This window comes from Pantoea cypripedii (assembly GCF_011395035.1).
Taxonomy (GTDB): Bacteria; Pseudomonadota; Gammaproteobacteria; order Enterobacterales; family Enterobacteriaceae; genus Pantoea; species Pantoea cypripedii_A.
On the sequence record NZ_CP024768.1, the window covers coordinates 577,672 to 604,631 of the forward strand.

Below are 26,960 nucleotides of genomic sequence, written 5' to 3' on the forward strand. Positions count from 1 at the left end.
GCTCCCTAACGACGACGACCTCCCATCAGGCTGCCAAGCACGCCGCGAATAATTTGATTGGTGATTTGTCGTGTGGCGCTTTTCGCCATGGTTTGTACCACGCCATCACGTTTGCCGCCGCGTGGGCCGGTGCTGCCAAACAGAATATCTTTCAGACCACCGAGGATGCCGTCATCGACCGCCACGCTATTCCCTTTGGCTTCCGGCGCACTGGCTTGTTCGGTGGCAACCTGAAACCCTTTTTGCAGCATTTCAAAGGCGGATTCGCGGTCAACTTCAGTATCGTATTTGCCGTAGAGCGGCGAATGGTTGATCAGCCCGTTACGTTCATCGCTGCTGACAGGACCCATACGCGAACCCGGTGCAATCACCATCGCACGTTCGACAATCGACGGGCTGCCTTTTTCATCCAGGAAGGAAATCAGGGCTTCACCGGTGCCCAGCGCGTGAATGGCTTCGACAGTATTAAACGCCGGATTAGCGCGCATGGTGTCGGCGGCGGTTTTCACCGCTTTCTGATCTTTAGGGGTAAAGGCGCGCAGCGCATGCTGTACCCGGTTCCCCAGCTGGCCCAGTACGCTGTCGGGAATATCGCCAGGATTCTGCGTAACAAAATACACGCCGACACCTTTGGAGCGGATCAGGCGAATCACCTGTTCTACTTTTTCCAGCAGCACCGGAGGGGCGTCATTGAACAGCAGATGGGCCTCATCAAAGAAGAACACCATTTTCGGTTTATCCAGATCGCCCGCCTCCGGCAATTGTTCATACAACTCCGCCAGCAGCCACAGCAGGCTGGTCGCGTAGAGTTTGGGCATCTGGTAGAGCTTTTCGGCGGAAAGGATGTTGATAAAGCCGTTGCCCTGGTCGTCGCAGCGCATCCAGTCGCGGATATCCAGCATCGGTTCGCCAAAGAAATGTTCAGCACCTTGCTGCTCCAGCGCCAGCAGACCGCGCTGGATAGCACCCACTGATGCGCTGTTGATGTTGCCGTATTGCGTCTGGAAGGATTTGGCGTTGTCGCCGATATATTGCGTCATGGCGCGCAGGTCTTTGAAATCCAGCAGCAACAAGCCCTGATCGTCGGCGATGCGGAAGATGATTTGCAGCACGCCACTCTGAACTTCATTAAGGTTAAGCAGACGTGCCAGCAGCAGCGGACCAAGATCCGACACCGTCGCGCGCACCGGATGGCCTTTCTCGCCGAAGATATCCCACAGCATCACCGGATTGCGCTGTGCTTGCCAGTCGGTGACGCCAATCTTCGCCAGGCGCGCCAGCAGTTTTTCCGAGCCTTCACCTTGCGCGGCCACGCCGGTCAGATCGCCTTTCACATCTGCCATAAAGACCGGCACACCAATGGAGGAGAAGGACTCCGCCAGCTTTTGCAGCGTGACCGTTTTACCGGTGCCGGTTGCACCGGTAATCAGGCCGTGGCGGTTTGCCATCTGCGGTAACAGATGGAGTTTCACTTCCGGGGTTTGTGCAATCAGCAGCGGGCTGGTCATGATTTTTCTCTTTCAGGCAAATGGTTATGCCTGAAAGAATAGCGCAGCAGCGCGATAAATCGCACCGCTACGCGACAGTTTACTTTTTCTGCACGGTGTCGAAGTACAGCAGGCTGACGCCGATCCCCTGTTGTACATGGTCGATATTGTTGCGCACCGCCACCTGCTGTGCTCCTTGCAGGGTGATGACAAACGGTGAGTTCTGCTGCAACGACTGCTGCAATTCGGTGTAAAGCTGACGGCGTTTGGCGGCATCACTTTCTCCGGCCGCGGCACGGGTTTTGGCGCTTAACGCTGGGATGTCCCAGCCAACGCGCCACGCGAGGGTTTTCGATCCGCCCGGCACGTTATACGCAAAGGCGCTGGCGTTGGTATTGGGATCCACATAGTCCGCCCCCCAGTAGATAAAAATCGACTGGAAATCACGCCCGCGCATTTTGCTCCACAACTCCGACTCCGCCACCGGTTGCAGTTCAATTTGCAGGTCCGCTTTGGCGAAGCTGGCCTGTAACGCCTGCGCGACGTCGATATAAGGTGGCTGATTGATCACCGTCAGCGTGAAGCGGCTGCCGGGTTTAATCCCCCCTTGTTGCAGGATCTGCTTCGCTTTTGCCACATCGTAATGGAAGGGCTGATTGTCCAGTGCGCCATCAAACCCCTGCGGCAGGAAGCTCTGATGAATATTGTATTGGCCTTTTAACAGCTGATCGGCGATGGCGTGATAATCCACCAGCCAGCGTGCCGCCTGCCACAGGGCCGGATTCCCCAGCGCAGGCTGTGCCGGGTTTTGCGTGTTGAAACCGAGGTAGTACACCAGGCTGGAGGGGAAGGCATCGATACGCAAATTTTTATCGCTTTTCAGTGCCGCGATCTGGTCCGGGCCGAGCTGATAGGCCACATCGACATCGCCCTGCTGAATCAACAGGCGACGCGCCCCGGCATCGGCCACGCCTTTCAGCAGGATACGATGCAAATGGGGCTGCGGCTGGGCCTGAGCGTTAGCGCTCAGCACCAGTGCCTGCTGCGGCACGTATTGCTGAATCACAAAGGCGGCGCTACCCGCAGAGTGGGTATGCAGCCAGCCGTTGCCGAGGTCGTTATTGCTGGCATGTTGCTGCACCGTTTTGCTATCGACAATCGATGCCACCGGCGCGGTGAGCAGGCGCAGCGCCAGGTCCTGACCAATCGCCGCTGGCCACTGAATTTCCAGCTGGTGGTCGTTCAGCACCTTAAATTGTCCGGCGATATTGTCCGGCGTCCAGCCAAATTCAGCGAGGATAAACGACGGCGCTTTGTTGAGCTGCACTGCCCGGGTGAGCGAGAACACCACATCCTGGGCGGTTACCGGATTGCCGCTGGAGAAATGTGCTCCCTGTTTCAGGTTAAAGACCAGGCTGTGCGGGTCGCTGCCGGGTTGCCAGGAAGTGGCCAGCAGCGGGGCAAGCTTCTGTGGCGTATCGCGATCGGCCTCCACCAGCGTTTGATACAGGTTGCGTTGGACGCTGTTGCTGATGGTTTCAAAGCTTTCGGCGGGGTCGAAGCTGATAATGCCGTCGAGCGGCACGGCCACAACCAGCGTGTCTTTCGGCGTTGCCGCCTGCAAAGCAAAGGCGCTGCTCATTAGCGCCAGTAACAAAACGATTGATCGCATTATGGTTATCCTGAGTGATTGATTAAATGACTCTATCGCTGAGGTCGCCAGGGCAAAATGCCGGTTTGTTCTGAGCTGTGCCGAAAATTAACAATTCGTTTCGGTGTTCAATTATTTCGCTTATTTTGTGCGCTGTCTGTCATTTTTCAGAAATAGATATGTAGGTGGTGTTTCTATTTAGTAAATAGAATGTTATTAATGAGAATAATTCTCTTGTATGGAAGTATGATTTCTTTTTATCGATTAATTGACGGTATTATTGCGATGCGTAAATTGTTTTGGTCATTTGCACAGTCGATTTGAATAAAAACCTGACATTTGTACGGATAAATCGGAAATTCCCGCCTCGAAAGCCCTTTACCAGCCTGTAACCAAAATTCAACATCATGATGGTTTCTCATCAAAACACATTCTTAATTTAACTCTTACAATTTGAAATATCTGTATCCCTAAGATTGCCACGTTGTTTACCGATTAATTAAGTCATTAACAAAAATAATTATCTTTCTTAGCAAGTGAGAGTCGTCAGGCCATGCTTCTACAAAAACCGACCACCAGACGTAAATTTCTGCTTGGGTCGCTTTTGGCTTTGCCATTAAGTGACCTGGTATTTAAGGGATTAACTGCGGCGCAGGCTGCGGAAATGGCAGCACCGGAACTTGCCGACTATAAACCGATCTTTTTCAGCGCCGATGAGTGGCAATTTATCCTTGCCGCCACCGATCGCCTGATCCCCGCCGGGGGAAATGGCAAAGCACCTGGCGCGCTGGAAACGAACGTACCGATCTTTATCGACCAGCAGCTGCACAGCCCGGAATTTGGCGCTGAAATCTACATGCAGGGTCCGTTTGACGTGCATGCGCCCGCCACCATGGGTTACCAGATCCCGTTCACGCCGCAGCAGATGTACCACACCGGTATCAAACTGGTGAATCAGTGGACGCAGAGCAGCTATCAGAAAGCGTTCCACGAGCTGACGCTGGAAGAGAAAGACGCGGTTCTCACCAAAGTTAACAAGAATGATGGTATCGACTTCGCTGCATTGGGCGAGCCGAACCTGAAAGCCTCCCAGTTCTTTAGCCAACTGCTTGCAGATACCAAACATGGCTACCTCGCTGATCCGATGTACGGCGGTAACAAGGGCATGAAAGCCTGGATTGCCATCGGCTTCCCTGGCGCACGCGCCAGCTTCACCGAGTGGGTTAAACAGCACAACGTACCGTACCCGCTTGGCCCGGTCAGCATCATGGGTGAGCGCGCGTAATTGCGTTTCGCATCAGGTATTTGAGACAGGAATAACATGGCACAGATTACTAAAAAAGAAGTCGACGTCGTTGTCTGCGGCCTCGGCTGGGCAGGCTCGTTAATGAGCATCGAACTGGCGCTGGCCGGTCTGGAAGTCCGCGCGCTGGAGCGCGGCGGTGAGCGCGATTATCCCGAATTCGCCTACCCGAAACCGGCCGATGAATACGCCTATAACGTGCGTAACAAGGTATTTGCCACGCCAAAAGAAGTGGCGGTCACCGTGCGTTACAACATGGATCAAACGGCGCTACCGACCCGTAAATGGGGTGCGTTTGCACCGGGTACCGGGGTAGGTGGTGCGGGTATGCACTGGACGGCGGTATTGATTCGTCCGACGCCAACCGATATCAAACTGAAGAGCTATGTCGATCAGGCGTATAAGCCGGGTGTTCTGCAGGAAGATATGCGCGTGATGGACTTCCCGTTCACCTGGGAAGAGATCGAGCCTTATTACTACAAGTTCGAGCTGATTTGCGGCCAGTCCGGCAACACCGGTAACCTGCGCGGCCAGATCCTCGAAGGCGGTGACCCGTTTGAAGGTCCACGCTCGGAGCCTTATCCGCTGCCAGCGCTGGAAGACACGCTGAACAACGTGATGTTCAAAGAAGCCGCTACCAAACTGGGCTATCATCCGTTCCCGAACCCATCCGCTTGCGTGTCACGCGCGTGGAAAAACCCCTATGGCAATACCATCGCGCCTTGTAACTACTGCGGTTATTGCTCGAAATATCCATGCCTGAACTACTCCAAAGCCTCACCGCAAACCGCCGTGATGGATGCGCTGAAGCGTATGCCGAACTTCTCTTACGAAGTGCACGCGGAAGTGGTGAAAGTGGTGCTGCATGATGACAAGAAAACCGCCAAAGGCGTGATTTACTACGATGTCGATGGCAACGAAGTGTTCCAGCCAGCGAAGATCGTGGTGCTCTCCAGCTTCCAGCTCTACAACGTGCGTCTGATGTTGTTGTCCGGCATTGGTAAGCCGTACAACCCGATCACCGAAGAAGGTGTGGTAGGGCGTAACTATGCGTTCCTGTCCAACGGCGGCGCGACCCTGTTCTTCAAAGACAAAAACTTCAACTCATTCGCTACCGCGGGTGCGACTGGCCAGATGTTTAACGACATCTCTCCGGGTAACTTCGATGGCCCTGGTCTCGGTTTCCTCGGTGGTGCCAAGATCCACAGCTCACAGGCGACCGGTACGCCAATTGCTACCTCGCTGCCGAAAGGTACGCCGAGCTGGGGTATGGGCTACAAGGAAGGTCTGGAGCAGTGGTACAACCATTCGATGAAGATCAGCATCACCACGACCTGCCAGTCGTATCGTGACATCTATCTGGATCTGGACCCGCATTACACCGACCACCGTGGCCTGCCGCTGCTGCGTATGACCTTCAACTGGAAAGAGAACGAGTTGAAGCTCCAGCAGCATCTGAAAGGCATCGTGGGCAACATCGCCAAAGAACTGAATCCGGATAGCATGAGCATGAGCTTCCTGCCAATGGGCGCTGACTTTGACCTGACCAAATACGTTTCCACCCACAACGTGGGCGGTGCGGTGATGGGTGATAACCCGAGAACCTCCGCGCTGAACAAGTACCTGCAAAGCTGGGACGTGCATAACGTGTTTGTACCGGGCGGAAATGCCTTCCCGCAGAACTTCCAGGCGAACCCGACCGATACCATCGGTGCGATTACCCTGATGGCGGCACAGGCAATCAAAGAACAGTATCTGAAAAACCCCGGTCCACTGGTACAGGCATAAGCGCATGAAATTAAAATCATTGTTAATTGCTAATGCCGTACTGCTGGGAAGTATCGCAGTACAGGCGCACGCGGCAGATGATGCTCAACTGATCAAGAAGGGTGAATACCTGTCGCGTCTCGGCGACTGTATGGCCTGTCACTCGGTAGCGGGTAAGCCGGACTATGCCGGTGGCCTGGCGATTGAGTCGAATCTTGGCACCATCTACTCCACCAACATCACGCCGGATAAAGAACACGGTATCGGTAACTATACCGAGCAGCAGTTCTCCGACGCGGTGCGTAAAGGCGTGCTGCCGGATGGCTCGCGTCTCTACCCGGCGATGCCATACCCGGATTACGCCAAAATCAGCGATGAAGATATGCACGCGTTGTATGTCTACTTTATGCAGGGCGTGAAACCGAGTGCCGAGCAACCGCCGGAAACTAAACTGAGCTTCCCGTTCAGCCAGCGCTGGGGCATGCGTTTCTGGAACTGGGCGTTCACCTCTGATAAGCCGTTCCAGCCCATTGGTGGCGCATCGGAAGAGGTGAACCGTGGCGCGTACATCGTTGAGAGCCTAGGCCACTGCGGCAGCTGCCATACGCCGCGCGGCTTGGGTATGAATGAGAAAGCGCTCGACAGCAGCGATGCGCAGTTCCTGGCAGGCGGCAGCCTGAACAACTGGGATGTGCCGTCCCTGCGTGGCCTGCCGCGCTGGAGTGAGCAGGAGATCGTTGATTACCTGCAAACTGGCCGTAACGATAAAGCGGCAGTGGGCGGTGAGATGAAGTCGGTGATTGAGCACAGCAGCTCGCACATGACCGATGCCGACCTGAAAGCCATCGCGGCCTATCTGAAGTTCCTGGGGGGGAATCCACCGCTGCAGGCGTATAACGTGCAGGCTCAGCAGGCGACGGAAGCGAAGCTGACGGCAGGGAAAAATCTGTCAGAAGGTGAGCGTCTGTACCTCGACAACTGTGGTGCTTGCCACTTTGTCACCGGTAAAGGTGCGCCGGGTGTGTTCCCGGAACTGGATCAGGCCACTATCGTGAATGCCAAAGATCCCACCGGGTTGATCCACACCATTCTGGCCGGTGCGCAACAGCCATCGACAGAGAAGACGGCCTCAACGTTGTTGATGCCTGGCTTCGCTAATCGTCTGAGCGATGATGAAGTGGCGCAACTGGCAACCTTCATCCGTCAGGGCTGGAGCAACAACGCACCGGCAGTCACCAAAGATCAGGTGACTGAAGTGCGTAAGTCATTGAAGTAATTGTTCGCATGTAGGGAGCGCATTTATGCGCTCCTTTTTAATGATAGGTATGTATCACTTCCAGCACGCCGTTGATAATAAACTGCACGCCCATACACACCAGCAGGAAGCCCATCAGGCGTGAAATCGCCTCAATACCGCCTTTCCCCACCAGCTTCATAATCGCGCCAGAGCTGCGCAGCGATATCCACAAAATCACCGAAACTAAAAAGAAGATCATCACCGGTGCCACGGCGATCACCCAGCCGGGGAAATCAACGCCGCTGCGTATCGTTGACGCCGAGCTGATGATCATCGCGATGGTTCCCGGACCAGCCGTGCTGGGCATTGCCAGCGGCACAAAAGCGATATTCACGCTTTCACGTTGGTTATCACTGGATTCCATCTCGTCGTGCTTATGCTCCGCTTCCACCGAATGGCCAACTGGTTTGGCGGGAAACAACATACGAAAGCCGATAAAGGCCACTATCAGCCCACCCGCCATACGCAGGCCGGGGATGGAGATACCAAAGGTGTGGAGTACCGCCGTACCGGCATACCAGGCCACCATCATAATCAGGAAAACGTAGATGGAGGCCTGCATGGCCTGGCGGTTGCGTTCCTGAAAATTCATATCGCCAGCGAGGCCCAGGAACAGCGCGACGGTGGTGAGTGGATTGGCAAGGGGCAGAATAACCACCAGCCCAAGGCCAATGGCTTTGAAAAGTTCCAGCATGTCGATTCCTTCTGATGTAGACGCGCCGATAACATATCAGCGCGTGGCACAGTTTACGGAGACAACGTGGCAAATCTTGCGCGGGCGTGTGGTTAGTGTTTCGGACGATCCAGCGCTTCAATCAGCTCGGGGAAAAAGTCTTCCAGCAGCTCGGGCGTCATCAGGTCCGGATATTGGATCAGATGTTCGCGAATACGCTCGTTCACATCCGGGATCAGCCGCTGCGCCGCATCGTTGGCGCTGATTTTTTTCTGCTTCATCAGGCGCAGGACATCATCAGGCAGGCTGTCTTCATCTTCGGCTTCTTCCACCGCTTCGAGATCGTCCAGCTCATCCAGCATATCCATTAATGCTTCAATTTGTGGCGTGCGTGACTGGTATTCCTCTGGCTTTTCCTCCTCCAGATAACGCAGCAGAGCGCGCACTGGTGAGCCATCTGGCGTTGAGGGCGGTTCGCTGGCAAACCAGTCCAGTAAATCATGCTGGCTCACCTGATGGACGTGATAACCGTTATCCACCAGTTCATCCGCCAGGATATCGGCGGTGTCATGCTCAATCAGGCAAATATGGGTGCGATTAGGGGTGAACTGCTCCAGCCACTGGTAAATCTCTTCGATTACGCTGTCTTCGTAATTGAAGTTGTGGTTCAGGTAGCTGCCGTCCTGCTGATGTACGCTAATACGAATCAGGTCGGGATCGAAGTAAATCGCAATGTTGATGCCTTTCATGCGCGCTGTCCTATGTGATCCAAAACGCCACTATAGCGTTAATGATGTTGCGGGGAAATCACAGCGCAAGGGAAGGACGTGACAGGCAGCACGGACGTGCGATTTTGCCGGGGAGAGGGACAGCGCGATAAACCCACAGGCAAGGGACAGCTTGCCTGTGCGCCTCGCGCCGCCCCGGAATCAATTACATGCCGATATATTTTTTACCCTGCTTCAGCACCACGTCGCAGGCTTTGGTTTTCAGTTTCTCGCCCATGGTGGAATTGCTCAGGCTGGCCAGGTCGAGCTGCTGGCCGTTACCGGTGTTCAGCAAGCCCTGTAATCCCTGTTGATAATCGGTTTTCTGCTCCTGTGCGGTGGTGTCGTTCAGGCCGAGTTTGCCCAATACCTGATCTTTAACTGACTGCACGTTGTTTTTCACCACGTTGTGCTCAACGCAATACTGCATCACACCGGCAGCATTGGTCATGCTATTGGCGCTCACCGCTTTATCACCGCCGTTCAACAGGCCGGTGATGGAGGAGAGCGACATTCCGCCAGTCTGCGCACCGCTGGTGGTGGTGCTATTCTGCTGGCTCAGCTGTGATGCTGCGCTGCTCAGTTGATCCTGCCAGCTCGCCGCCGATGCGCTACCAGCAACCAGCGCCGCCGCCATACCCAATCCCCAAATCACACGTTGTGTTGTTGTATTCATCTCAACCTCATTTTTTCTTTAATGGCTGACTGATGTCAGTTTTGCTTAAGAAAGGGCAGACCTAAGAAAGTTCCAGGATGCAGGGGAGATTGAGATTGTTCTGGGTTTTAACGCCGGGTGCGGGGGCGGAAGAAGGGAAACGCTGCTTTTTTCAACGCTTGGCGCACACTCCCATTGATTCCGGTTGCGTGCCTTGTCTGTAACGGTATAATCCCCAACGTTTTCCGCATCCTCTTCAGTGCCGAAGTGGCGAAATCGGTAGACGCAGTTGATTCAAAATCAACCGTAGAAATACGTGCCGGTTCGAGTCCGGCCTTCGGCACCATACGATGCAATCAAGTCGCTTACGAGCGGCTTTTTTTGTGTCTGGAATCCGTGCCATACAAGGCTTTTCGTGATTTTTTCTACCTGATTCAATTTACACCAACTTGCTGACATGGGGACATCTGCGGGGGATATTCCGGTTAGATAATGTTTGTACCCAAACGAAACCTTTGAAAGGATACTCATCATGGTTATGGGATGGTTTTGCTGGTTCACCCTGACGGTTCGAAATACTGGCGGCTACGTTTTCGCTTCGATGGTAAAGAGAAGAAGCTGGCGTTGGGGAAATCCCCCCTGAAGTTTCGCTGGCACTTATCAGCACGTAAGTAGTTAGTTAACGGCGTCGATCCCAGTTAGAGCACAATGAACAAGGTCATCAGCGTCAATCGCACAGACATTCAGCCAAATATTGAGAGTTTTTTTCTCCTCAACTCATGTATTTTTACCGGGAAAACGTTGTGGAGAAACAAATATATATGTTGTTTTGCTGGACGATACCCGAGTGTATTTTCTGATCTTTTATTAAAAACTTCTTTTGCCTTAGCGCGGATAGAAGCACGTTGAGCACCAATTTCCCAAATAGAATCACCTTCAGGAACAAAACCTAAACCTAAACTCGTTCTACACTCATCATCTCAGCCAGAATATTGAACACTCTCATCTGATGGGAAATGAACTTTTGCAGCAGGGCCTACCGTTGCAAAAATTAAACGCCGTAATAATTCAGGAATACCGCTCTGACCATCTTGCCGTTCACCCCATTTTGAAAGGTGAGTTGCATTAATCCAGCGTATCACAGAATCTGGTCTGACATTTTCAGATGGCTGCAACATGTCCCTTTCAAATACGCCACCAGCTATAAACTGCAAACTCTAGCTTCTAGAGCATCGCGGATCGCTTGGGAATTATTTGCTATTGGTGTACGGAAACCCCGCTTAAAATCCGCAAGTGTTGATGTCGCCACATTGGCCTTGAATGCGAGTTCTTGTTGGGACCAAGCAAGAAGAGCTCTGGCGGCTTTAACTTGCTTTGATGTGAGGAGCTATTTCATTGCATGACCTCATATTTAAAATATGAGACTACAATACTTGTCTAAAAGATGAACATCAATGTAGAGCGTATTTTCGACTGCTGGCTCTGAAGGGAGAATCGCTAATATCGCAATATACTTATCAACGGAGAGTGGGTAAGGTAGTCAAAACGCCTCAATACGGCGTTTTGACTATAGGTATGTGATTAAATTCGATCTATACAGGTAAGGGAATTAGCTAGGAAGTTGTTTACTCCATCTTGTCAATATTTCTTCAGCCAATTGTTTTGCTTCTTCCACGATAAATTTACGTCCCTCTCTATTATGCTCTTGGTGAGCAGACATTACTTTTTCTGCTAGAGCGATATGCCGACGGTCATCGTTTCGAAACTCAGGTAAATCTAAGTGTTTGAATACATCAGCAACCTGAATAGAAACATTGTGTGCATCAATCCATTCCTGAACAGTTTGGGAGTTTAGAAGCCCGCATAGGTAGTAAGCTGTTTCTTTATCATCAAAAGCTGAAAAATAAACTTTATGATCAGGTATGTAAGGACGAGTGCCTACCAAGGGAACATCATTGCTTCCAGCTACTGCGGCATAGAATGATGAAGACATTTCGGGCCAGATGACCTTCCAAGGCTTAAATGTGTACTCACCGACATTATAAACGGCATGGAAAGGTGCACCTTTCATTTGCCTACGATAAGTCGAACGTGCCTGCAGAAGAGGTTCATATGAATCGAACCAAGCTGCGGTTTTTCTCATCTCATGCTTGTTTAGGCGCTCTTCTGCTTCAGCATAATCGGCAATTGATATTCCCGTATTGGGCACAAATGTGAAAAGACGGTCTTTATTGTCAACATCAGGCGCGCTGATTTTGAGATAGCACTCTTCAAAATCGCTAGCTCCTTTAATGAGAGGGTAAAGATCTGTAGGCTCTACCCATGCCTGTTTAACCGGTCCTATTTCCTTTTTACCAGCTTCTGGCCGGCTTCTAATCTGAACATGGGTTTCGTTCACGTTGAGTATAGGTACGAAGAATACCCCGTTAAGATCGGTTGTAATTCCTTTCCTGCCCTTGGTCCATGAGCATTGACGAGACAGATATTTAATCGATTCAAATCGGTCTGGCACTAATATCGCCCATGGTGAGCCTGCTTCATCAACAGGAAAGGCTTCTTTTTCTTCATAGCGGATACTGTCTATGACCGCTTCAAGAGTCTGCGAAGATTTTATAGCCCGCTTTTGACCGGCACAGGGGGCCCAAACCCGATATGAAATGGGATATTCTGGCGCAGTTTCTGACTTTTCGAATATAGCAACTGTAGTGTGGTTACTGGCATCCTCGAAAGGCTTGAGACCTTTCATGTCATCCACTGATATTGGCTGCAGGTATAACGAATCCTCGCGTGAAGGCTCGATTTTGAATGTTCTAAAGCCCGCGGAGGAAGGATTTTTAAACAATGTGCCTGTGATGACGAATGCTAGATGTCCACCGGTATTAAGCCATTTGTCTGCGACTGTATAGGTAATCATTGCAGAAATATCGAGCTCATTACCGCCATGCATTCGAGTTTTCGAGAAAATCCCATATTGCTCACAGGTGGGTTTCACACGCTCACGATATAAATCTGGTAATTTCGACCATCTAACCCATGGTGGATTACCGATGACTAAGTCGAATTTCCCAGCGGTGGCCGACCAGAAAAAGTTTCTGACAATCCTGAACCATATTCCATTCCAGTTCTGGCGATGCAGATTCAGAATCTGATCATACGTGTAACGCAGTGGGGCATCCCATTCTTTAAGCAGATCTTCAGAAAAGTAATGTCCTTTCCTTACCTTATCCATGGACTCGTCAAAATCTAACCCCATCTCAACATCTTTACCCATGCGATTAAACATAACATCAAGGCTGATGCGATCAAGTGCCAGCGCTGCTGGTAAGTGAATATCAAGCTTCGCAAACTGGCTGCCAATGCGATACTGAATGATGGGTTCAGTCGTTTCGGGTGAGGATGCTGGAGAATATATCGCATCGGCCATTAGAACCGGGACTTCCAACTCTTGGCCTGGGCATTGCGATAATAGGTCGGCGACTTCGATAAGAAAGTTCACCCTTGCTGTTTGTACAGCCAATGGATTGAGATCGAAACCCCATACGGTGCCACAGATAAGTTTCAATGTTTCCTTGGCACTGAGATTTTTCTCTTTTGCCAATTGACGCTTCTTGCGAATAACAGCCAGCAAGAAAGCTCCTGATCCACAAGTTGGATCAAGGACTCTTTTAGTTATAAGGCTCGGATCGTTGACCTTATTCAGGGTGAAGTCAACCAGCCAGTCAGGTGTATAAAACTCACCCAAGCTCTGACGTAATTTACCCGGAACCAATCCCTGATACAGATCACGCAATACATCGCGTGTTTGGGACAGCTGGTCAAGACGATATAGCGACAAGACTGAAAGTAAACGCCTTAAAGTTGGAAGTAACTCTGGGACCGTATTCAGGCTGGCTATATCGAGATACCAACTGAAAATGGCTTCCTCAACGAAGCCATTAATTCCCGCTTCCTGGAAAATCGTGGAGCGTTCTATAGCCGAACCGAGAAACTCAAGTATCTGAGCGTCATTCTTCAATGCAGCCATGCTTTGAGCTGGCTGTTCTGTTGATGTTAGCCCATGTGCTGAGATTATTTCAGCAGCCAACAGTTTGATCAGCATTGAGTTATAGGTATGAAGAACAAAGAGCCGTGCAGAGATAGAATCCGATGGGGATCCAGACCAAGTAAATTTCAGTTCTTTTGTAATGGCTTCAGCTTGGACTATAGAGAGGTCTGCAACCTGGCCGTACAAAGTGCGCCATTCGGCAAAAAGCATCTTTAGTTTGTTATTCCCATCGATGGTGAGTTGTTGAGCAAGTCCATCGGAGAGTTGTTGCATGAAAGCTCGAGCGTTAGCAGAGCCATGACCAAAATCGGCAAGTAAGTTTTCAGTGGTAAGTCCTTTACGTGTATCTGAACGCAGAGCATCAACTACCATTTCTACGGATTCGGGAGAAAATGGCATCAAGTGCTGAGTATTGATATCACCATCAATAACTTGTGCAAAACAAATATGTTCTCCATCTATAGCGATCCCGATGAAATCTGATTCTGGTATTTTAGTCTCTGCTGCTTTCTTTAATATATAGGGTAGCAGTCTCTCTTTAGTAGCATTCAGGAATGCCGGGCTGTCTTTCTTACCTTTAAAATACCCGGGTGCTTTGTATTCAATGATAACGTGATTGTAACTTGCATCGTTGCGATCACGCTCGGCAAAAAGATGCAATCCAGTTGCGTCTTCTAGAGCTTTGTTCCAAGCAAACCGGACTTCTTCTTCACCCTTCCATGGTTGAAGACGTTTTTCTTGAATGGAGTTGTAAGCGGATTGCTTCATGTAAAGGGACCTGGTAGCAAGGAAAAAAGTGTGCAACCAAGCATTATGATCTCTATAAGGTGCCGCTTCAAGATTTATTGTTTTTGCATTTCAGCGGCTAGTAATGGGCAGGCTACTGGGATGAATTGCCAGTGGAAAGGCAGGGAGACAGTTGGCAACGAGGTCAAGCAACTGGTGTGTTGTCTAAAAGTTCAATGTCGAGATGACGCCGTAGAGGATAGGAAAGCCTAATATTAGAAATCCAGGCTCTACCATTAAAGGGCCGGGTTTTGCAGTGGTGTTTACCCGAGCCATAAATCATCGATTTTTAGTAAATGGGTAGAAATCGGGAGAGAACATTAGTGCTTTCAAACTGATGCAAGCTGAATATTTTCATGTAATGAATAAGTTAGGTACCACATGCTGTCATGAGGCTTGACTCACAAAACCTATTATAAAAAGTGGACTGGTTAAAATCCGCTCAGTAAGGTATGCGTTCCCTAAGGATGGAGGATAACGGATGATCCAATGTGAAATGGATTACAATGAAGTCAGTTCAGACGGCAAAACCGTTAAACTACTTTGCTACGGAGTTGGCACCTTTGACGTTTTCTCGGGTGAGAATCCAACAACAAACATTGCTGAATGTGCTTATAAAAACAAAGCTGCGTTACCGCCTGTTACTTACTGGATTGTCCCGCGTCCGGTTGGCAGTTTCGCGAACCAGGTGTTAAGTGCCATCAAAGATTGGCAGAATGGAACTGATCATAGCCAATGGTTTGGGTTATATAGTGATACCACGATGAGTGATCAGCTGTTTGTTCACGGTGTGGAAAGAGGTGGCTTCAGGCTTCATCCTCTGCGCCCCGATGGTGGTGGAGAGTCATGGGGATGCATAACTTTTTACCATATGTCTCAATTTGAACTCCTGCGAAGGACATTACTTGCAACGCCAATGATTCAGGTTAAACCCGGAGTCAAAGCTTATGGACGTGTAGAGGTGAAAGGGAGAACGGATTATGACAATTGCACAATCAAGTAAGAGTGTGCGTACTTTCATTTTATTTCTGGTGATCTATCTGATATGTCTTGCCGTTGTTTTCTTTGTTCACCCAGTGTGGGGAGTAATTGAGAAATTATCTTACAGGCTTGATGATGTTCTGAATGCCACAGGCATGGCATTAGCGGACGGAGAACTCGATCCAGCTGGACTGTGGGTGATCTTTGGAATTCCTTTTATTGTTGCGGCATTAATTTTTGTTCTAATCAGAAGAGCTATTCATCATCGGTAAAACTTACCTGTAACTCTGGTTATCTGGTCATGTTCCAGGTAACCAGTACTTAATATATATATTCGTTCACTGGGTGATTATTAATCTTATTATGCGACAAGTCACAATGTTATCATTATTCGAAAACACCCGGCAGACGGCTTTTTCTCAGACCGGCTCGGAAGTTGATTTTGACGGAAAACCATCGGGGATAATCGTTTTCGGAAAATTATTAGAAGCAGCTTTTCGTGTTGATAATGACAGATATCTTATTTTCACCACTGATGATGTTTTGTTTGAGGAATCGTTGACTATTACCCTGTTAAGTTCCAATAAGGGCGTTATTGAAGTTGTCCACCTTGGCGGTGAGTACGCTTCGGGCACATTTGAAAATGTCTCCACAGATAAAGATAGTGTTTATTTTCAGTTCATAGATGATGTCAGATGGACAATAAAAATTTCCAGGTCACCTCATTTGCGTATTCCTTTCCTGTCTGATCCGCGTGGCGTGAAACGTTCTCCTGGATTAAAAACATATATGACTTTTTCGACAGCCCCAGCGTGTTAACTCGAAGCCGGATGTTGGGTTCGGTGCCCGTTATACGGAACCGAACCGGCTACTGCTAAGATCACAGATGAAACGCCCGTAAAGCTGATCAACGATATCATTTAACTCAATGGTGAGTAGCTCTCGTTACCTAAACCTTGGTATAGACACAGGTCAGGCAGGATTTTAGGATAAGAAATCATCTACGAAATGGAGTTTCTGCAATGGATACGACAGAACAGCTAAACGGAACGTATTTTTACGCTGGTAGGATGAATATAAGCGCCAGTGAATTGCTATTTATGATTTTCTGTGAACAGGTGGCCGATCAGCTTGGAGTTGATGATTTTGGGGCCATAGTGGCCATTGTTTCAGGGCTGAACATTGCATCAACAAGAGGGAAGTTTGCTGGAGCTACGCCCGGAACGTCCTATGCTTCCAAAGCTGCACGTAAAGTCTTTGGCAATGCTAAGTTTCCGTGGGGAAAAGAGTTACCTTCCTTAGTCGGTGGGTATCCTCCACACAAGCTGAAGATTCTTATGACTCACAAAGTCAGTACATTTGTTGGCAGGTCCATTCCTGTTGTTGGCTGGGTTATCCTTTCATATGATTTGTTCCAGATAACTTCCTGTACAATGCAAAAATACAATTCCATCGCGCGAGGGAATGACAAGATATGGTAACAGAAAGCGACGTTCTGGAATTTTTCCGAGGTGAGCTATCGATCCCGTTTTCCTTAACAAGCGGAAGAATTCATCTTGAAATGGATACTGTCTTGCAGGATTACTCGGAGTCAGATGAACTTCCCTACGTTATTGAGGATTTCAGCAACAAATTCAGTATTGATATTTCGTCTATGAATATCGAAGCATATTATCCATTTGTCGAGGCATCCTTATTCAAAAGGTTGTTCAAAAGAAGCCAGATTGAAGCTGAGATGATGCATATCAGAAAACCCCTCACTGTCAGAATGTTTGCCGAGTCGGCAAAAGCAGGGCGTTGGTTGTTCGATTAATCGTGGCTGTTGAAAGTTCTGCTATGGTGCCAAAATACTCCCCATCATCCCCAGCCTCTACCCAGGTAAAACCGTGACAACTCGCTCCCTCACCCTCGACTGGCGGACTCCCGCAGCAGGATTGTTAATCCTGACGTTGCTGGTTCTCGGTACCACGCTGTACACCCATTGGGGCGCATTTCTCCAGTGGAGCCTTGCCACGCAAATCTCGCTGCATCGCAGGCTGGTGACGTATCTGCTGCAACTCAACGGCCACGATTACAATGGCGGAATCTGGCTGCTCGGCGGTGCGTTTATTTACGGCGTGCTGCATGCGGTGGGGCCGGGGCACGGCAAATTTATCATCACCACTTACCTCAGCACCAATAAAGAAAGCCTGCTCGCGGCACGCGTGGTGCCGTTTCTCGGCAGCCTGATGCAGGGGGGCAGTGCCATCCTGTTTGTTTATATCCTGGCGGTGGGTTTTAACCTCGCAGCGGGAGATCTCAGCACCAGCCGCTGGTATGTGGAAAAAGTCAGTGCACTGCTGATTGGCGCTTTCGGCCTGTTTGTGATTTATCAGACGTTAAAACAGCTACGCCCCCGGAAAATCGTTATTAATGCGCTGAAGCCGCTGCATCAACACACTGAACACTGTGGCTGTGGGCAGCACGGTGTTGGCGCAAATCTGAGCCACGCTGACTGGAAAACCCGGCTGGGTGTGGTGCTGACGATCGGAGCCAGGCCATGCAGCGGGGCGATTATGATTTTGCTGTTTGCAAATACGCTGGGAATTGTCAGCTGGGGCATTGCGGCGGTGATGACCATGTCATTAGGTACGGCGTTGTCCATTTTGTCATTGTCACTGGCGGTGCGTTATGCGCGTAACCGCACGGTCACGTTCTTCAGCCGGGATAATGAAAACCTCAGCTGGCTGGTCCCGACGGCCAGAATCGTGGGAGGTCTGATTATCATCCTCTTCGCCATCGTTTTATTTCTCACCGTGGTTCCGATCAGCCCAAACGGGGACTACATCGCCGCCGGGTGTTGACAGCCTTCTGGCATCAGATTGGTTGAGTCAGATGTCGTATGTTTGCTGTCAAAAATGTCGTATGTTTGCTATGATGCAAAAATGACCAGTTGGAGGATAACATGACAATTAAAGCTCTCATTCAGTCGCGGCTGAAACGCTCAAAACGTTATGTTTTCACGCGTGATGATTTCAAGGATCTGGCTGGTTACGATCAGATTGGCAGAGTATTGCGTGAACTGGTGAATGAAGGTCAATTACTGAAAGTCGGTTATGGTGTTTACACCAAAGCACGTAAAAATGCGATTACCGGGAAGTTGATGCCTGCGGCACCAGGTGGTTCTGCGGCAGTCGTGATTGAGGCACTGAAACGGCTAAAGGTTGAATATCGCCTGGTCGGGGCGTCTGATGACTACAACCGTGGCAAATCCACTCAGATTCCTGCTTCTCTGGAAATCAAAACGTCACCACGTTTTAAAAGGACTTTATCTGTGGGAAACAGCAAATTAAATGGATGATTTGATAAAGTTATTCCCTGATGTTGCTGATGCGCTGGGAATTGAATCTGTTGCAATTGTCGAGAAAGATTATTATATCGTCGAATTATTAAGACTTCTCCAGCCCCTGGTATTTGATACTCATCAATTGGTATTTGCCGGGGGAACTGCTTTGTCAAAATCAGGAATGTCCTTAAAAAGGATGTCAGAGGATGTTGATATTAAAATGGTCCCTGTTCCTGGTTTTACACAGAATCATTCGCGAAGCCAGCGTAAAAATCTTCGTAAAAATATTGTTCAAAGAATTAATAAGTTGATTGATGAGTCGGGCATGTTTAGCTTTGATGAAAGCTATCCTTGTGTCATCCGTGATGAATATCGTTATGTGGAAATTCCTGTTCGTTATCCGCAGAAATATGCACAAGTTCCGTGCTTACGCCCTTTTATTAAACTGGAATTGATAGAAGCTGTTTTACTTGAGGCGTCAGAAAACCGTGATATCTGCTCTCTATTAACGGACTTAACAAAACAGGGAAATATAGCGAAGGCTTTCCCTTGTGTAACCATCGAGAGCACTCAGGCGGAAAAACTGGTAGCAATGATGAGGCGTACAGCTGCAATCGTGCGCAATGTCGAGCGAGAAAATGATGAATCTCTGGTTCGCCATATTTATGACAATTTCTGTATTGTCAGAGAAAAAGGCGTTGACGTCCCATTGTTAAAGCATTTTGTACATGAATGTATCCAGCAAGATATTGAGCGTTACGGTAATCAATATCATGAATTCCGCGTATCACCTGTACAGGAACTGAAAATGGGGTTGGAAGAGTTAGAGAAAAATATAATATATAAGCAGCGCTATCAGCAGTTCGTTGTGCCAATGGTGTTTGGCGATACTCCCATTTCATGGGACGAAGCCTATGCCTGTTTCCACCAAACGGCATTAGATGTACTTGATATCCAGAGTCATAAAATTGGCCAATATAGATAATTGATGGTACGCCGCTGATAATCAGCTTACGTTCACACCAACTCCGCAAGATCCGTCAGGCCAATCGCTCCCCCGTTCAGGCATAGTCACCGGCAAGGAGAATGCCATGTCAGCCAATAAATCGGATGCTTATCACCAGCGCTTCAATAAGGTGTTCGATTATATCGATCAACATCTGGACGATGCGCTGCTGCTGGAACAGCTGAGCGAAGTTGCCCATTTTTCGCCGTACCATTTTCACCGCCAGTTTACTGGCTACTGTGGTATCACGCCGGGGCGCTATATCCAGTTGATGCGTCTGAAACGCGCGTCATATCGGCTGGCATTTAATTCTGCCGAGAAAATTATCGACATTGCACTGGATGCGGGATTTCAGCACGCCGAGTCGTTCAGCCGGGCTTTTAAACAGGTGTTTGCCATGACGCCGAGCGAATTCCGCCAGCAGCCCGCCTGGGTCCGATGGCACCAGTGCATGCCAACGCTACAGCCAAAACGGAGAGAGAGGATGCCAGTCACTATCATAGATTTTCCCACCACCCCGGTGGCGATGTTGTCGCATTTCGGTCTGCCGGAGCAGATTATGGAGACCGCGGCGCGCTTTATCGCCTGGCGCAAAACCACGGGATTCTCCCCCATCGCCAGCAGCCAGACTTTTGGTATCGCGCCCCATGATCCCGCCACCACACCACCGGAAACATTCCGCTTTGATATCTGTGGTTCGGTCACGTCACCGATTCCGGAAGATAATCCCTTCGGTGTGGTGAATGCGATGATTCCGGCAGGACGCTGTGCGCAGCTGCGTCATCTGGGTTCGCACGATGCCTTATCGGAAAGTGCATGGACGCTCTATCGGGACTGGCTACCCGCCAGCGGCGAAGAACTGCGTGATTTCCCGTTGTTCTTTCACTACCAGAATTTTATTCATGACGTCCCTGAGCATCAGCTCATCACTGACATCTATCTGCCATTGAAATAGCCGACACTCCCGGCGGCGTGTGCTGTCGGGAGTTTATCGACACGTCCCGCCCATATCGTGGCAGAATAGCCGACCGACTCATCAGAATTCGCAAGGGGAAAGACGTTATGTCAGATGACATCGAACAGCGCATCTATGAGCTTGTCCGCCGTTATGATGGCGTATATCTGTTTAAGCAAAGAACGCTGATGCCACAGATTGATATTGATAGCGATCTTAACTTTGAGGACGACGAAGCAGCGGCATTAATGGAAGAGTTTTTTGCCGAATTCAACGTGGCGCGCGGCACCTTTGCCATCGAAACCTATTACCCGCCTGAGCCATCCCTGGGCGCGATCCTTAATCCGTTTAATAAGCGTGAAGTGCCGGTGGTGCCAGATTTCACGCTGGGCATGTTGATTGAGTCGGCTAAGGCCGGGCGCTGGTTATATGAATAGCGTGGCCCATTAGCCTTCCCGGTGCACCCTAAACCCGGTTTTGCCCGGTGCAATCTCCTCCTTCAGCGTCAGAGCCGGAATGGCATAGTCACCGTGGTTCTGTCGCCGGAAAGGAATGGGTTCACAGGTTTCCAGGGTATCCAGCCTTGTGGCCAGCGTATCGCACCAGCTATTGAAGCGAGTCTCCGCTGATTTCTGCACCTGGTAAAACACCACCGGCGGCAGGACGCTGAAGCCAGGATAGAACAGCATGCCGTGCTGAATCGGGAACAACAGATCATCAATTGGGCCATTGATGCCGCGCGGGCTGTAGTGGGATTCCCAGCCGCCCGTGGTCACCACCAGCATCGCCCGTTTACCTGCCAGCGTGCCTTCACCGTAGCGGTCGCCCCAGTGGTTTTCGCTATGTTCTCCCACGCCATAGGCAAAGCCACAGGCGTACACGCGTTCAAACCAGCCTTTCATGATGGCGGGCATTGAGAACCACCACAGCGGGAACTGGAAGATAACCGCATCGGCCCAGCGCAGTTTTTCCTGTTCAGCGCTGATATCCGCCGCCTGCAACTGATGTTCAAAGGCAAAGCGCGGGTCCTGAGAGGCCTGAAAATATTCACCGACCAGCGGGGCGAGGGTGTCAGCAGCATCCAGCTGCGCTTTCCAGTTCATGGCATACAGATCGGAAACCTGCACCTGATGTCCGGCTTGTTGCAGATGCTGCACGCTGAAATCTTTTAACGATCCATTCAGTGAATGGGCTTCTGGATGGGCAAAGACAATCAATACATTCATGGCGTAATCCTGTTGGAAGAAATCAGGTGCAGGGTACGGCAGGGCTTTCTATAGTAGAAATCAATTGCTGGTATCTCAGGTATAGACAGAATGAATATCGGAAATCTGGATCTAAATTTGCTGCTGACGCTGGATGTATTGCTGGCGGAACTCAACGTGACGCGTGCAGCGCAGCGTCTTAACCTGACTCAGCCTTCGGTCAGTGCCCAGCTGGCGCGGCTGCGCGGCATCTTTGACGATCCACTTTTATTGCCGGGGCCGCGTGGTATGTTGCCGACAGCACGGGCTGAAGCGCTGCGGGAACCATTACGGCTGGCGCTGGAATCGCTGCAACGGGCGGTTGCCCCACCGGATGATTTCGATCCGGCAAAGGCGCATCTCACCTGGCGCATCGCTGCCACCGATTATATGTCCTCAGCGATTCTGTTACCGGCCATCAACAGGTTACGTGTCGCCGCACCGGAGTGTCGCGTGGCGGTATTCGGCCTCAACCCGCCAATGGTGGCCCAGCAGCTGGAGAAGGCCGAGCTGGATTTGATTTTCCATACCGGTGACCACGCCCCGGAAACGCTGCATCAGCGCAAACTGTTTAGCGAGCGCTACATGCTGGCCGGGCGTAAGGGGCACCCACGGTTGCGACCGGGGCTGACGCTGGATGAATTTTGTCAGCTGGAACATCTGATTGTCTCGCCAGACGGCGGAGGCTTCAGTGCCGCCACAGACAGCGCGCTGGCGAAGCTTGGACGCTCGCGTCGAGTGGTGCTGTCGGTGCCGCACTTTCTTTTTATGCTGGAAGTGCTGGCGAGCAGCGATTTAGTCGCGGTGTTGCCGGAACGGCTGGTGCGCGCCTCCACGCAGTTACAGGTTATCGAGCCACCTATTGAGGTGCCGGGATTTGATATTTTGATGATGTGGCATGAACGCGTACAGCGCGATCCGGCACATCAGTGGCTGCGGCAACAGATGCTGGCGGTGGTGTAGTCACCTCTTCGCTAAAAATTCACTTCTCCCCGTTCGAAAAACTGCGCACACTAGCCACCTTTACCATTATGGAGAGATGGCATGACTTCCCGATACCTGCTGGCGCTCGCGCTGTTTGCCAGCATGGCTGCGCCGCTGTGGGCAGACGACAGCGGCGTTTCTTATAGTCACAAAGACTGGGAGCTGGCGTGCGACAACACGCTGACCTGTCGCGCAGCGGGCTATAGCACCGAAGAAGGTGCGGGTGGATCGGTATTGCTGACGCGTCAGGCGGGTCCGGACACACCTGTGAGCGGGGAAGTGGTGCTGGCCGATACCATGGATGAGGAACCGAAACCGGTGGCGGTGCTGTCGCTGTGGATCGACGACAATACTCTCGGTGAACTGCAAAAGACCGATAACGACGAATGGCGCTTAACCGAAGCGCAGACGCAGGCCGTGATCACCGCGGTGAAAGGCAGTGGCACCGTCGAGTTTCGCGGAGGTGTCGAACCGTTTGAGCTGTCTGGCAATGGCGCTTTTGCCACCTTGCTGAAAATGGATGATGCGCAGGGACGTATTGGTACACCCGGCGCGATGATCAGAAAAGGGGATAAACCGGAGAGCAGCACGCTGGTGGCGGTGGCGGCTCCGGTGATTCAGCAGGTCAAAGTCATCAAAGCCCAGCCGCGTCCGTTAAGCGCACAGGAGCTGTCATCGGTGAAGCCGCAGTTGATCGCTTCGCTTACCGATGATGATAGCTGCGATAATCTTGAGCCGTCTGACGATCAGCCAGCCGCTGGAGCTGAACCTATCATGCTGACGCCGGTCGACGGCTCCCATGTCTTGATTTCCGCCCTGTGCTGGCGCGGGGCTTATAACGAAGGTTATGGCTACTGGCTGATGGACAAACGCCTGCAACAGAAGCCTGAACTGATCACCGATTCCGCTTCAGACTACAGCGATGGGGTGATTTCGCTGGCACAAAAAGGACGTGGTATCGGCGATTGCTGGAGTACAGCCGCCTGGGTGTGGGATGGTAAAGACTTCCAGCAAAGCAGTGAAGCGACGACGGGCATGTGTCGTGCGATTCGCGCTGGCGGCCCGTGGCAACTGCCGACGCTGGTGACGAATGTCAAACCCGCGCGATAAATCGCGCCGCTACGCGACCATGCGATTATTGGCCTGGTCGGCATTAATGCCGACCCTACAAGCGTAGGGGGCGAATTTATTCGCCCCAGGGATTGACGCTCAAGACGGTAGCTACGATGGTGGTTATTTCATGCAGCACTGCTTGTATTTCTTGCCGCTGCCACACGGGCAGGGATCGTTACGTCCCACTTTTTCCCCGGCAAAATACGGCACCTGCGGCGCAGGTTCAGGTTGCGAAAGACGTTGTTCCTGCCAGTAATCATGCAGTTGCAACGCCGCCGGGCGAATCGCCTCAATGCTGGCTTCAAACTCTTCCGGTGAGAAGCCGTCGAGTTTAGCAAAATTCTCTTCGCTGCCGTGCAGGGCGATGGTATCCAGTGCGGGCTGCTCGGCTTGCGGCAGGGCGGACCAGTCATCCAGCGCGATGCCGCGCATATAACCAAAGCACCATTCTTCCACCACGGTGAATTCCTGGCCTTCCATCTCCCGCGTGCCGAACAAAGGATCGAACTGGTCCGGGAATTCGCTCAAACGCTCGGCGATATCGTTCATATGCTGGAACGTCAGGGTCATAAAGCGATCCATTTCGCGCTCGCTGGACCACTTAGGAATGTGTTTCTGGCCGCCCCACATCGCGACCAGCCATTCGCTCGGTTCGATGTCGTTCGGGCCAGAAAGCAGCGCCGTGAGCATGCCATCCAGCTCGGCGACATCCACCACGGAATGTTCATTGCCGTATTTCTCCAGCATCTCCTCCAGCCAGTTCAGTTCTTTCTCGGTTAACGGGCCCTGGTTCATACGGCATCTCCTGCGATCTGTGCTTATTGGCGGGCGAATTGCCCAACGTCGATAACGCGCAATTATAGCGGGAAGCAGAGTGATTCAGCCATCAATTGCCACTTTATGACTATCCATTGCAGAACCTCTGCTAAAAATCATTTCCCATAACATATTGCCTAACATTATTGGCCCTGATTCGCGACCAATGTCAGCGTAAACACCGAAACTTGCTGCACAAAGGACGCAACTATCATGGGTATGAGTACCTTGCCGGTACTGGATTTGGCTCTGCTGGAGTTACCGGCCGCTGAACAGGCAGAACATCTTGCCGGGTTACGGGAAACCGCGCGTGATATCGGTTTTTTCTATCTGGTCAACCACGGCATTAATACGCAGCTGCTGCACAATGTGCAGAGCCTCACTCGCGCCTTTTTTGCCTTACCGGAGACGGAAAAACAGCGGGTGTCGATGATCCATTCGCCGCATTTTCGTGGTTACAACCGGGCAGGCGTGGAATATACCCGCGAGCAACGTGATCAGCGTGAGCAGTTTGATATTGGCGCTGAGCGGGCTGCACTCACGTTGTTGCCAGGGGACCCGGCATGGAAGCGCCTGCAGGGGCCTAATCTGTGGCCGGAGGCGCTGCCGCAGTTGCGTCCGGTGATTTATGCCTGGCAGCAGGCGATGACCGGGGTGGCTCTGCGTTTACTGCGTGCCTTTGCCAAATCGCTCTCGCTGCCTGTTGATGCTTTTGATGCGCTGTACGGCACCCATCCCAATGAACACGTCAAACTGATCCGTTATCCCGGCCAGGCAGTGGATGCGAGCCAGCAGGGAGTGGGCGCGCATAAAGACTCCGGCTTCCTGACCTTTCTGTTGCAGGACCAACAGCCAGGTTTGCAGGTGGAGGTGACCCCCGGCAACTGGGTGGATGCGTTACCGAAACCCGGTGCTTTCGTGGTGAATATTGGTGAGTTGCTGGAACTGGCAACCAACGGCTATTTGCGCGCCACGGTACATCGTGTGATCTCGCCACCGGAGCGCAAAGAACGCATCTCTATCGCCTTTTTCCTCGGCGCACAACTGGATGCGCAGGTGCCTGTTTATCAGTTACCTGCATCACTGGCGGCTGAAGCGCAGGGGCCGACCAGCGATCCCGCTAACCCGCTGATTCGCGAAGTGGGCTGGAATTACCTGAAAGGGCGTTTGCGATCGCACCGCGATGTCGCGCAGCGTTACTACGCCGACACTCTCAATACCGTTAAATCGAACTAAGGAAAACATATGCATAAAAAGGTGATAGCTGGACTGGCGTTATTTTCGCTGATGACCACATGGGCTTCGGCGGCCGCATTGCGTGTGGCGGCCGATCCGGTGCCGCACAGCGAAATTCTCAACCAGATCAAACAAACGGATAAGCATCTCGATCTTAAAGTGATCGAACTGAACGGCAACCTCAATGCCAACGAGCTGCTGGCGCGTGGCGATGTCGATGCCAACTATTTCCAGCATGTGCCTTACCTGCGCGATCAGGAAAAAGCGCTGGGTGAGAAGTTTGTGGTGGTCGCGACGGTACATATTGAACCGCTGGGGATTTATTCGCACAAAATCAAATCATTAAAGGATATCCCAGATGGCGCACAGGTTGCGGTGCCAAATAACGTCACCAATCTGAGCCGCGCGTTGTACCTGTTGCAGGCGAATGGGTTGATTAAACTTAAGGGAAGTGGCGATGCCAGTACGCTGGTGACCACCGCCGACATTAGCGACAATCCGCATCATCTGAAGATTATTGAGATCGAAGCGCCACAGCTGCCGCGTGCGCTGGATGACGCCACTCTGGCGATCATCAACGGTAACTATGCCTTGCAGGCGGGTCTGGTGCCGTCGAAGGACGCGCTGGCGCTGGAGCAGGCGAAGGGCAACCCCTATGCCAACGTACTGGTGACGACGCCGAAACTGGCACATGACCCACGCATTCTGGAGCTGGCGAAAGATCTTGAGTCAAAACAAACGGCTGAATTTATCAACCAGCAGTACAAAGGTTCGGTGATCCCGGTACATCTTTAATTCCTGCCACCACCCGTATCCTGCGGGTGGTTCTGTGTTATATTTCGCCGGATATATCAGCGCTGATTTTCTCC

General features: G+C 51.2%; 27 protein-coding genes, 1 tRNA gene and 1 pseudogene. 19 read left to right on the top strand and 10 right to left on the bottom strand.

Features of this window, described 5'->3' with window-relative positions; translation table 11 throughout:
- Positions 1-5 precede the first annotated feature (5 nt).
- Together CUN67_RS02615 and CUN67_RS02620 are read right to left on the bottom strand one after the other, a co-directional pair.
- A complete protein-coding gene (locus tag CUN67_RS02615; protein WP_208713879.1) occupies positions 6-1,508 on the bottom strand; it encodes a helicase HerA-like C-terminal domain-containing protein in 1,503 nt (500 codons plus the stop codon).
- A 79-nt stretch (positions 1,509-1,587) separates the two neighbouring features.
- Complete coding sequence (locus tag CUN67_RS02620) at positions 1,588-3,159, bottom strand: ABC transporter substrate-binding protein (RefSeq protein WP_208713880.1); 1,572 nt, start codon at positions 3,157-3,159, stop codon at positions 1,588-1,590.
- Positions 3,160-3,691: 532 nt separating this feature from the next.
- Between CUN67_RS02620 and CUN67_RS02625 the strand changes: the two genes are divergently transcribed.
- The 3 genes from CUN67_RS02625 to CUN67_RS02635 are packed head-to-tail and all read left to right on the top strand — an operon-like array spanning position 3,692 to position 7,484.
- The gene (locus CUN67_RS02625) at positions 3,692-4,423 is read left to right on the top strand and encodes a gluconate 2-dehydrogenase subunit 3 family protein (protein WP_208713881.1); all 732 of its coding nucleotides are present in this window, start codon (positions 3,692-3,694) and stop codon (positions 4,421-4,423) included.
- Between the two features lie 36 nt (positions 4,424-4,459).
- Positions 4,460-6,229, top strand: a complete 1,770-nt coding sequence (locus CUN67_RS02630; protein WP_208713882.1) for a GMC family oxidoreductase — start codon at positions 4,460-4,462, stop codon at positions 6,227-6,229.
- Positions 6,230-6,233: 4 nt separating this feature from the next.
- On the top strand, positions 6,234-7,484 hold the full coding sequence (locus CUN67_RS02635; RefSeq protein ID WP_208713883.1) for a c-type cytochrome: 1,251 nt from the start codon (positions 6,234-6,236) through the stop codon (positions 7,482-7,484).
- Between the two features lie 37 nt (positions 7,485-7,521).
- Here CUN67_RS02635 and CUN67_RS02640 read toward each other — a convergent pair whose 3' ends face one another.
- The 3 genes from CUN67_RS02640 to CUN67_RS02650 form a co-directional block, all read right to left on the bottom strand.
- Positions 7,522-8,199 (bottom strand): MarC family NAAT transporter, encoded by a 678-nt coding sequence (locus tag CUN67_RS02640; protein WP_208713884.1) that lies wholly within the window; start codon positions 8,197-8,199, stop codon positions 7,522-7,524.
- A 92-nt stretch (positions 8,200-8,291) separates the two neighbouring features.
- Entirely contained in the window at positions 8,292-8,927 is a 636-nt protein-coding gene (locus CUN67_RS02645; protein WP_208713885.1) for a hypothetical protein, read from the bottom strand.
- 184 nt (positions 8,928-9,111) lie between these two features.
- The gene (locus CUN67_RS02650; RefSeq protein WP_208713886.1) at positions 9,112-9,621 is read right to left on the bottom strand and encodes a DUF2501 domain-containing protein; all 510 of its coding nucleotides are present in this window, start codon (positions 9,619-9,621) and stop codon (positions 9,112-9,114) included.
- Between the two features lie 240 nt (positions 9,622-9,861).
- Here CUN67_RS02650 and CUN67_RS02655 point away from each other — a divergent pair.
- Positions 9,862-9,946, top strand: a tRNA-Leu gene (locus CUN67_RS02655).
- A gap of 188 nt (positions 9,947-10,134) precedes the next feature.
- A pseudogene (locus CUN67_RS30330) lies at positions 10,135-10,239 on the top strand (Arm DNA-binding domain-containing protein); the annotation flags it as partial.
- A 341-nt stretch (positions 10,240-10,580) separates the two neighbouring features.
- Here the strand turns inward: CUN67_RS30330 and CUN67_RS30245 are convergent.
- From CUN67_RS30245 to CUN67_RS02665, 3 genes are all read right to left on the bottom strand, one after another.
- Positions 10,581-10,814 carry a hypothetical protein gene (locus tag CUN67_RS30245; protein WP_217621300.1) on the bottom strand — a complete coding sequence of 78 codons (234 nt, stop codon included), beginning with the start codon at positions 10,812-10,814 and terminating at the stop codon, positions 10,581-10,583.
- Complete coding sequence (locus CUN67_RS30250; RefSeq protein WP_368389656.1) at positions 10,802-10,909, bottom strand: hypothetical protein; 108 nt, start codon at positions 10,907-10,909, stop codon at positions 10,802-10,804. Before CUN67_RS30250 ends, CUN67_RS30245 begins: the two co-directional genes overlap by 13 nt.
- Before the next feature lie 300 nt (positions 10,910-11,209).
- Complete coding sequence (locus CUN67_RS02665) at positions 11,210-14,413, bottom strand: Eco57I restriction-modification methylase domain-containing protein (protein ID WP_208713887.1); 3,204 nt, start codon at positions 14,411-14,413, stop codon at positions 11,210-11,212.
- A gap of 499 nt (positions 14,414-14,912) precedes the next feature.
- Between CUN67_RS02665 and CUN67_RS02670 the strand changes: the two genes are divergently transcribed.
- The 10 genes from CUN67_RS02670 (at position 14,913) to CUN67_RS02715 (ending at position 21,135) form a co-directional block, all read left to right on the top strand.
- The gene (locus tag CUN67_RS02670) at positions 14,913-15,434 is read left to right on the top strand and encodes a DUF2778 domain-containing protein (RefSeq protein WP_208713888.1); all 522 of its coding nucleotides are present in this window, start codon (positions 14,913-14,915) and stop codon (positions 15,432-15,434) included.
- Entirely contained in the window at positions 15,412-15,684 is a 273-nt protein-coding gene (locus CUN67_RS02675) for a hypothetical protein (protein WP_208713889.1), read from the top strand. Before CUN67_RS02670 ends, CUN67_RS02675 begins: the two co-directional genes overlap by 23 nt.
- Before the next feature lie 106 nt (positions 15,685-15,790).
- Positions 15,791-16,231, top strand: a complete 441-nt coding sequence (locus CUN67_RS02680) for a hypothetical protein (RefSeq protein ID WP_254711373.1) — start codon at positions 15,791-15,793, stop codon at positions 16,229-16,231.
- 203 nt (positions 16,232-16,434) lie between these two features.
- A complete protein-coding gene (locus CUN67_RS02685; RefSeq protein WP_208713891.1) occupies positions 16,435-16,893 on the top strand; it encodes an STM2901 family protein in 459 nt (152 codons plus the stop codon).
- Positions 16,887-17,225 carry a DUF1493 family protein gene (locus tag CUN67_RS02690; protein WP_208713892.1) on the top strand — a complete coding sequence of 113 codons (339 nt, stop codon included), beginning with the start codon at positions 16,887-16,889 and terminating at the stop codon, positions 17,223-17,225. Before CUN67_RS02685 ends, CUN67_RS02690 begins: the two co-directional genes overlap by 7 nt.
- A 73-nt stretch (positions 17,226-17,298) precedes the next feature.
- On the top strand, positions 17,299-18,255 hold the full coding sequence (locus tag CUN67_RS02695) for a nickel/cobalt transporter (RefSeq protein WP_208713893.1): 957 nt from the start codon (positions 17,299-17,301) through the stop codon (positions 18,253-18,255).
- 101 nt (positions 18,256-18,356) lie between these two features.
- On the top strand, positions 18,357-18,752 hold the full coding sequence (locus CUN67_RS02700) for a DUF6088 family protein (protein WP_208713894.1): 396 nt from the start codon (positions 18,357-18,359) through the stop codon (positions 18,750-18,752).
- Positions 18,745-19,722 (top strand): nucleotidyl transferase AbiEii/AbiGii toxin family protein, encoded by a 978-nt coding sequence (locus CUN67_RS02705; protein WP_208713895.1) that lies wholly within the window; start codon positions 18,745-18,747, stop codon positions 19,720-19,722. The genes CUN67_RS02700 and CUN67_RS02705 overlap by 8 nt, the downstream gene beginning before the upstream one ends.
- 106 nt (positions 19,723-19,828) lie before the next feature.
- Positions 19,829-20,698, top strand: coding sequence for an AraC family transcriptional regulator (locus CUN67_RS02710; protein ID WP_208713896.1), 870 nt, complete (start codon positions 19,829-19,831; stop codon positions 20,696-20,698).
- 107 nt (positions 20,699-20,805) lie between these two features.
- Complete coding sequence (locus CUN67_RS02715) at positions 20,806-21,135, top strand: DUF1493 family protein (RefSeq protein ID WP_208713897.1); 330 nt, start codon at positions 20,806-20,808, stop codon at positions 21,133-21,135.
- 9 nt (positions 21,136-21,144) lie between these two features.
- On the opposite strand, the gene CUN67_RS02720 is transcribed toward CUN67_RS02715, so the two are convergent.
- Positions 21,145-21,924 carry an NAD(P)H-dependent oxidoreductase gene (locus CUN67_RS02720; protein WP_208713898.1) on the bottom strand — a complete coding sequence of 260 codons (780 nt, stop codon included), beginning with the start codon at positions 21,922-21,924 and terminating at the stop codon, positions 21,145-21,147.
- 90 nt (positions 21,925-22,014) lie between these two features.
- Here CUN67_RS02720 and CUN67_RS02725 point away from each other — a divergent pair, with 90 nt between their 5' ends.
- On the top strand, positions 22,015-22,905 hold the full coding sequence (locus CUN67_RS02725; RefSeq protein WP_208713899.1) for a LysR family transcriptional regulator: 891 nt from the start codon (positions 22,015-22,017) through the stop codon (positions 22,903-22,905).
- A gap of 81 nt (positions 22,906-22,986) precedes the next feature.
- Entirely contained in the window at positions 22,987-24,036 is a 1,050-nt protein-coding gene (locus CUN67_RS02730) for a DUF1176 domain-containing protein (RefSeq protein WP_208713900.1), read from the top strand.
- A 123-nt stretch (positions 24,037-24,159) separates the two neighbouring features.
- Here CUN67_RS02730 and CUN67_RS02735 read toward each other — a convergent pair whose 3' ends face one another.
- Entirely contained in the window at positions 24,160-24,834 is a 675-nt protein-coding gene (locus tag CUN67_RS02735) for a YecA/YgfB family protein (RefSeq protein ID WP_208713901.1), read from the bottom strand.
- A gap of 234 nt (positions 24,835-25,068) precedes the next feature.
- Here CUN67_RS02735 and CUN67_RS02740 point away from each other — a divergent pair, with 234 nt between their 5' ends.
- Positions 25,069-26,091 carry an isopenicillin N synthase family dioxygenase gene (locus CUN67_RS02740; RefSeq protein WP_208713902.1) on the top strand — a complete coding sequence of 341 codons (1,023 nt, stop codon included), beginning with the start codon at positions 25,069-25,071 and terminating at the stop codon, positions 26,089-26,091.
- Positions 26,092-26,100: 9 nt separating this feature from the next.
- Complete coding sequence (locus CUN67_RS02745; protein WP_208713903.1) at positions 26,101-26,886, top strand: MetQ/NlpA family ABC transporter substrate-binding protein; 786 nt, start codon at positions 26,101-26,103, stop codon at positions 26,884-26,886.
- Positions 26,887-26,960: the final 74 nt, after the last annotated feature.

Bases quoted from the DNA above. Each gene is read 5' to 3' on its own strand.
- CUN67_RS02650 (WP_208713886.1), bottom strand. From the start codon at position 9,621: ATGAATACAACAACACAACGTGTGATTTGGGGATTGGGTATGGCGGCG.
- CUN67_RS02685 (WP_208713891.1), top strand. From the start codon at position 16,435: ATGGATACGACAGAACAGCTAAACGGAACGTATTTTTACGCTGGTAGG.
- CUN67_RS02710 (WP_208713896.1), top strand. From the start codon at position 19,829: ATGTCAGCCAATAAATCGGATGCTTATCACCAGCGCTTCAATAAGGTG.
- CUN67_RS02720 (WP_208713898.1), bottom strand. From the start codon at position 21,924: ATGAATGTATTGATTGTCTTTGCCCATCCAGAAGCCCATTCACTGAAT.
- CUN67_RS02725 (WP_208713899.1), top strand. From the start codon at position 22,015: ATGAATATCGGAAATCTGGATCTAAATTTGCTGCTGACGCTGGATGTA.
- CUN67_RS02680 (WP_254711373.1), top strand. From the start codon at position 15,791: ATGTTATCATTATTCGAAAACACCCGGCAGACGGCTTTTTCTCAGACC.
- CUN67_RS02615 (WP_208713879.1), bottom strand. From the start codon at position 1,508: ATGACCAGCCCGCTGCTGATTGCACAAACCCCGGAAGTGAAACTCCAT.
- CUN67_RS02620 (WP_208713880.1), bottom strand. From the start codon at position 3,159: ATGCGATCAATCGTTTTGTTACTGGCGCTAATGAGCAGCGCCTTTGCT.
- CUN67_RS02645 (WP_208713885.1), bottom strand. From the start codon at position 8,927: ATGAAAGGCATCAACATTGCGATTTACTTCGATCCCGACCTGATTCGT.
- CUN67_RS02635 (WP_208713883.1), top strand. From the start codon at position 6,234: ATGAAATTAAAATCATTGTTAATTGCTAATGCCGTACTGCTGGGAAGT.
- CUN67_RS02670 (WP_208713888.1), top strand. From the start codon at position 14,913: ATGATCCAATGTGAAATGGATTACAATGAAGTCAGTTCAGACGGCAAA.
- CUN67_RS02705 (WP_208713895.1), top strand. From the start codon at position 18,745: ATGGATGATTTGATAAAGTTATTCCCTGATGTTGCTGATGCGCTGGGA.
- CUN67_RS02700 (WP_208713894.1), top strand. From the start codon at position 18,357: ATGACAATTAAAGCTCTCATTCAGTCGCGGCTGAAACGCTCAAAACGT.
- CUN67_RS02690 (WP_208713892.1), top strand. From the start codon at position 16,887: ATGGTAACAGAAAGCGACGTTCTGGAATTTTTCCGAGGTGAGCTATCG.
- CUN67_RS02735 (WP_208713901.1), bottom strand. From the start codon at position 24,834: ATGAACCAGGGCCCGTTAACCGAGAAAGAACTGAACTGGCTGGAGGAG.
- CUN67_RS02630 (WP_208713882.1), top strand. From the start codon at position 4,460: ATGGCACAGATTACTAAAAAAGAAGTCGACGTCGTTGTCTGCGGCCTC.
- CUN67_RS02730 (WP_208713900.1), top strand. From the start codon at position 22,987: ATGACTTCCCGATACCTGCTGGCGCTCGCGCTGTTTGCCAGCATGGCT.
- CUN67_RS02675 (WP_208713889.1), top strand. From the start codon at position 15,412: ATGACAATTGCACAATCAAGTAAGAGTGTGCGTACTTTCATTTTATTT.
- CUN67_RS02640 (WP_208713884.1), bottom strand. From the start codon at position 8,199: ATGCTGGAACTTTTCAAAGCCATTGGCCTTGGGCTGGTGGTTATTCTG.
- CUN67_RS02740 (WP_208713902.1), top strand. From the start codon at position 25,069: ATGGGTATGAGTACCTTGCCGGTACTGGATTTGGCTCTGCTGGAGTTA.
- CUN67_RS02625 (WP_208713881.1), top strand. From the start codon at position 3,692: ATGCTTCTACAAAAACCGACCACCAGACGTAAATTTCTGCTTGGGTCG.
- CUN67_RS02715 (WP_208713897.1), top strand. From the start codon at position 20,806: ATGTCAGATGACATCGAACAGCGCATCTATGAGCTTGTCCGCCGTTAT.
- CUN67_RS02665 (WP_208713887.1), bottom strand. From the start codon at position 14,413: ATGAAGCAATCCGCTTACAACTCCATTCAAGAAAAACGTCTTCAACCA.
- CUN67_RS02745 (WP_208713903.1), top strand. From the start codon at position 26,101: ATGCATAAAAAGGTGATAGCTGGACTGGCGTTATTTTCGCTGATGACC.